6 protein-coding genes are annotated in these 5,509 nt (G+C 67.0%); 2 read left to right on the top strand and 4 right to left on the bottom strand.

The window, feature by feature from the left end; all coding sequences use genetic code 11:
- Positions 1-177: 177 nt before the first annotated feature.
- The 4 genes from GSE44_RS24770 to GSE44_RS24755 form a co-directional block, all read right to left on the bottom strand.
- Complete coding sequence (locus GSE44_RS24770; RefSeq protein WP_235925129.1) at positions 178-816, bottom strand: hypothetical protein; 639 nt, start codon at positions 814-816, stop codon at positions 178-180.
- A gap of 28 nt (positions 817-844) precedes the next feature.
- Entirely contained in the window at positions 845-2,293 is a 1,449-nt protein-coding gene (locus tag GSE44_RS24765; protein WP_235925128.1) for an RNA polymerase sigma factor, read from the bottom strand.
- Between the two features lie 68 nt (positions 2,294-2,361).
- Positions 2,362-2,784 carry a YciI family protein gene (locus GSE44_RS24760; RefSeq protein WP_159351493.1) on the bottom strand — a complete coding sequence of 141 codons (423 nt, stop codon included), beginning with the start codon at positions 2,782-2,784 and terminating at the stop codon, positions 2,362-2,364.
- A 145-nt stretch (positions 2,785-2,929) separates the two neighbouring features.
- The gene (locus GSE44_RS24755) at positions 2,930-3,736 is read right to left on the bottom strand and encodes a creatininase family protein (protein WP_235925127.1); all 807 of its coding nucleotides are present in this window, start codon (positions 3,734-3,736) and stop codon (positions 2,930-2,932) included.
- Positions 3,737-3,840: 104 nt separating this feature from the next.
- On the opposite strand from GSE44_RS24755, the gene GSE44_RS24750 reads away from it, so the two are divergent.
- Both GSE44_RS24750 and GSE44_RS24745 read left to right on the top strand, forming a co-directional pair.
- Positions 3,841-4,074, top strand: a complete 234-nt coding sequence (locus GSE44_RS24750; RefSeq protein WP_159351492.1) for a DUF3072 domain-containing protein — start codon at positions 3,841-3,843, stop codon at positions 4,072-4,074.
- Between the two features lie 628 nt (positions 4,075-4,702).
- On the top strand, positions 4,703-5,509 hold an 807-nt coding region (locus GSE44_RS24745), incomplete at its 3' end, for an ISAzo13 family transposase (protein ID WP_159351491.1).

Below are 5,509 nucleotides of genomic sequence, written 5' to 3'. Positions count from 1 at the left end.
GGAAGCAAACATCGTTCATGTCCTTCGTGAATGGCGACGGCTCGATGTCGTCGTCTGCTGGACACCGATATGTGCCTCTCCCCGGCCCCACTCCACTTCCTATGGGTAATGCATTCCATTCGTCCGGTGCATAGTGCTGGCCCGCCGAAGGCTGGCTGACACCCAGGCGCGCCCGCGCTACGCCTCCACCCGTCCGCCGATCGCAATGAGCGATTTCGTCAGGAGCATGAACCGCTCCCGGATGATCTCCGCGTCGGGGAACAAGGTCTTCATCTCCGTCGTGCTGAGCAGGTCACACCCCTCCACGAGTTCCGCGGCATCCGAATAGCTCTCCGCCCTTTCGACCCATCCCCATCCCCTTTTTCTCAGCAGGGCAATCCGGGCCGGTTTGGGGAGAAACTGAAAGCCGGGAACGAGGAAATGAGGCTCGATCGGAAACCAGTAATTCGGGGTCTGCACATAATATGCATGCGCAATCCGCCTCGTCTCATCGGCAGCGCTCTTCTTGTCCTTCCAGGAGCCGACATGCTCGATCAGCGAGTTCGAATGGGAGATGTCGAACTGCTTGCCTTCGAACCTGCTGAGGGCGCGGGCATCGGCGCCCACATAGCGAAATATCCCGTCGCCCGCGTCGCTCTCGCCCTCGAATTTGAGGTTCGCCAGAACGATCGTCACGTTCCTCGACCGCAGATAGCTCTGCCCGAACATACCCCAGTATTCCCGGTCTCCGCCAACATCGACGACGGAGCAGCTTCCCTTTCGGGAATAAACCCTCTCGATCATGTCCCGCAGGTATTTGCTGCGCGCCGCCCTCATCCTGGACGCCAGCGATGTCGGAACCGTGTTATCCCACAGAATAGATCGGAATACTGCCATCGGCGCCTCGCACGCTGGTGTCTGTGAATAGCTTGACCCTTGAAGTTAGCCGGGGCCGCATAGCCCAGTGCCATGGCGCAAAAGGAGTAGTACCGAATTCCCCGGGCCGAAGGCGGGGAAAGCGGGCATCGTCGGGCAAGCCTTCCTCCCGCAAACCGGCACCCTTCCAGATCGAAGTTCGATCGCCGTCAGCCGCCGCAGGCCGCCGCCCGCCCGAGAAGGAAGGCCCTCTCCGGCGCATTCCGGCTGAACCCGGCCGCAAGCTCGAACTGCACCCTGGCTTCAGCCAACCGCCCGGCCCGGAACAGGAAGTCGCCCCTGGCCGCCGGCAGCGGGGCATAGTTCCCCAGGGCCGCCGCCTGGCTGATCCCCCGTCGAGGAGCGCCAGCCCAGCCTCCGGCCCGAAGGCCATGCTATGCGCCACCGCCCGGTTCAGCTCGACCACCGGCGAGGGCATGACCTTGCCCAGCCTGTCATAGAGCGACGCGATCCTCCTCCAATCCGTCTCCTCCGCCCTGCGCGCCCTCGCATGGCAGGCAGCCAGCGCCGCCTGCAGCGCATAGGGCCCCTCCGCCCCACCCAAAGCCTTGGCCCGGGCCAGTGCGGCAAGGCCCCGGCGGATCAGCAGCTGGTCCCAACGGCCACGATTCTGCTCGGTCAGGGGCACCAGCGAACCATCGGGCGCCGTGCGGGCCGCCAGGCGCGAGGCCTGGATCTCCATCAGCGCGAGCAGCCCGAACACCTCCGGCTCATCCGGCGCCAGCCCGGCAAGGATGCGCCCCAGGCGCTGCGCCTCAGCGCAAAGCGCCGGCCGCAGCAGGTCCTCGCCGGCGGTCGCCAGATACCCCTCGTTGAAGATGAGGTAGATGACCTCCAGCACCGAGCCGAGGCGCGCCTCCCGCTCCTTGCCGCGCGGCACCTCGAAGGTCAGCCCCGCCTTGCCCAGCGTGGCCTTCGCCCGGACGATCCGCTGGGCGATAGTCGCTTCGCTGGAGAAGAAGGCGCGTGCGATCTCATCGGTCGTCAACCCGCCGATCAGCCGCAGCGTCAGCGCCGCCCGCGCCTCGGTGGACAGCACCGGATGGCAGGCGGTGAAGATCAGCCCGAGAAGCTCGTCGCCGACCTCGTCATCCATGGCCGCCTCGGCATCCTCGAAGCCCGTGTCGCGCTCATCCTCCAGAGCCCGGCCAATCTCGGCATGCTTGCGCGCGCGCATCCTGTCGCGACGGAACCCATCGATGGCCCGCCGCTTGGCCGCGGCCATCAGCCAGGCGCCCGGCCTCTCCGGTACCCCGCTCCTCGGCCATTCCGACAGGGCGGCGGTGAGGGCGTCCTGCGCCAGCTCCTCGGCCAGCCCGACATCCCGCACCATACGGGCCAGCCCCGCGATGAGCCTGGCCTGCTCGATCCGAAACACCGCCTCGATCGCCCGATGCGCCTCCGTCGCCGCCGCCGGCGCAGACCGCGGCGGCGACGCAGCGGGCTTCAGCGGCCCGCGACCTTTTCGCGAAGCCGCTCTTCCCTCTCGGCAAGCTCCGGCGTCAGCGCATCGCCGAAATCAGCGGCCTCGAAGACCGGGCGGATCTCGATCTCGCTCGGCCCGAGCATCGGATTCGGGCAGCGCTTCACCCACTCGACCGCCTCGGCCATGTCCTTGACCTCCCACAGCCAGAAGCCCGCCACCAACTCGCGCGTCTCGGCGAAAGGCCCGTCGATGACGGTGCGCCCCGGCCCGTCGAAAGCCACGCGCTTGCCCTTCGAGGAAGGATGCAGGCCTTCGCCGGCCAGGAGGATGCCGGCCTTCACCAACTCCTCGTTGTACTTGCCCATCGCCTCGAGCAGCTCGGTCGAGGGCATGGTGCCCGCCTCGCTATCCGTCGTCGCCTTCACCAGAACCATCACGCGCATCGCTTCGTCTCCTCTGATCCGCCAAGGCCGCGGCGGCCTCGTGCACAGACGACGATCGAGCTTCGAGGGAATCGACACCCCGTCCAAAGTTTTTTGGCCAAAGTTTTTTCGCCACGTTTCAAAGGAGGTCGAGCCGCACCCCCGCTCAGCCTTCCGCCCGAACCCCCGCGTAATGCCGCACGAACCCGGCCCCGATCGCCACCAGCCGCTCCACCACCAGCTTCCCCGTCTCAGCGCTGGAAAGCCGCGGATCCCCCGTCCCCACGCCATCTGGCGAAGGCCCGTCATACTCGCTCGGCACATTCACCTCATGCCCCTCGAAGGACACCGCGCCCCAGCCCATGAAGGGCAGCCCCAGGCAGGTCCCGTCCGCCTCCCGCGGCTCCGGCACCAGGTCCGGCCGCATCCGCTCCGGCGTCAGATGCATCGCGATGCTCGCCAGCGGATCGGCCCCATGCCCGGCCGCCCGGCGCGCCCGCTCCGCCCCCATGACCTCGGGCAGCAAGGCCCCCGCCACCTTCCACAGGTAGAAGCACGGGAACACGCCCTTCCCCGCCAGCATGAAACGCTGCGTCACGTCATGGATCACGGGCGCATTCCCCCCATGCCCGTTCAGCACCACGATCCGGTCCAGCCCATGGCGCAGCAGCGCCTCGATCATCTCCGTCAGCACCAGCTCGAAGGCCCGGCCCGACAGCGCGATCCCCCCCGGCATCGCCCCGAAGAAATCCGCCTTCCCAAACGGCAGCACCGGCGCCACCACCGTCTCAGCCCCCGCCTCGCAGGCTGCGCGCGCGATCCGCTCCGCCACCAGTTCCGCCAGCAGGTAATCCCCCATGGACGCATGCGGCCCCTGGTCCTCATGGCTCCCGAGCGGCAGCAGCACCACCGGGCGGCGCGCGTAAAGCGCCCGCGCCTCCCCTCCCGTGATCTCGCCCATCCTGACCTTCATGCCCGGTCCCTCCCGCATCCCCGAAGCTCTGGCCGCAGACCCAAGCCGAAGCAACCGCTTCCGCACATGAACGTTTAGGGAACAGCAAAGAGGGAGATGCCCGCATGGCCAACAAGGCCCCCGACCACAACCCCAAGACCGACCCTGAGCCCGGCTCCAACACCATCAAGGACCCGGACAACTGGACCACCGGCGATGAACCCATCACCGGCGCCCAGGCCTCCTACCTCAAGACCCTTTCCGAAGAGGCCGGCGAGGAATTCGACGAGGGACTGAGCAAGGCCGAAGCCTCGAAGCGGATCGATGAGCTTCAGGAGAAGACGGGGCGCGGCAGGTAAATGGCCCCAGGAGGCCCTGCCTCCTGATCACCCCTTCGCCGCATAGACTGCAGGAGGTTAACTGCCAGGGTTCTACAAACCGTCTGGACCTGCCGGGGGAGAGGGCGAGCAGCCCTCTAGGGCCACTACGGTTGCAGGATGACGCCAAGCCGCGCCGACGGCTCGCGGCGCGAGAAGGAGATGCAAAGGTAGGACGGCGGCTGGCTCGCCCACCGTCGACGTCCCCGCACTGCGTTCTGCTCAGCACCCCAGGCGCGGGCGCGTCCGCCGCGTAAAGTTTGACCGCTCCGTTATAAAGGCCCAGCCGCCGGGCCGCGGTGACGCACGGCGAGGCAGGAAAGCCCGCATCCCTATCGGCGCAACGGTTAGGCAGCTTGTTAACGTGATCGTTCAGCACCCGAGCGCCAATCCGCGATATCGCCACCTCATGAGACCTCGCATGAGCTTCTCCGTGTCGAGGCTGGGGTTGGATCCTGAGGCGGCGGCCTTGGCTTGGTCGTGATCGAGGCGGAGCCTCATATCGGGCGAGCCTGGCCCGCTAAGGGCTCGTCAGGCAATAACGGAATCGGGCTGAGCGGGGGTGTTCGACAGGATTCCTGTATCGTTGGCGATCCCATAGCCTGTTGGGATGATCGATCCCAAGGTAATCCGAGCGCGGTTTGCACTGCTGTCACCGCATCTGAATGAGCGGGCGCGCCGGTTGTTGGCGGCGAGCGAGGCGCGTGCGGCCGGGTATGGCGGCATCGCGGCGGTGTCGCGGGCGACCGGGATTGCGGCCAGCACGATCGGCCGCGGCTTGCTGGAACTGGACAGCGTTGTGCCGCCGGAAGCTGGACGGGTGCGCCGTCCGGGCGGCGGACGTAAGCCCCTGGCGATGACGGAGGCGACGCTGGTGGGCGATTTGTTGGCGCTGGTGTCGCTGAGCGAGCGGGGCGACCCGATGTCGCCGCTGCGCTGGACCTGCAAGAGCCTGCGCCGCCTGGCGGCAGAATTGGCGGAACGTGGCCATCGGATCAGCCACACCGTGGTCGGCGAGGTGCTGAAGCAGCAGAAGTTCAGCCTGCAGGGCAACCGCAAGACCCGCGAGGGCGGCAGCCATCCAGACCGCGACGCGCAGTTCGCCCATATCAACGACAGTGTGGCCCGGGCGCTGGCCGAGCAGCAGCCGGTGATTTCCGTCGACACGAAGAAGAAGGAACTGGTCGGCGACTTCAAGAACGCCGGACGCGAATGGCGCCAACAAGGCGAGCCGGAGGAAGTCCGCGTGCATGACTTCCTCATCAAGGAGCTGGGGCGGGCGGTGCCCTATGGCATCTACGATCTCGCCGCCAATGCGGGTTGGGTCAGTGTCGGCATGGACCATGACACCGCGGCCTTCGCGGTCCAGACGATCCGCCGCTTGTGGCACGACACCGGCAGCCTACGCTATCCGAAC

This window comes from Muricoccus harenae (assembly GCF_009848505.1).
GTDB classification, from domain to species: Bacteria; Pseudomonadota; Alphaproteobacteria; order Acetobacterales; family Acetobacteraceae; genus Roseomonas; species Roseomonas harenae.
Note: the sequence above shows the minus strand (reverse complement) of the source record. Positions and strands in the feature narration are given on the sequence as shown.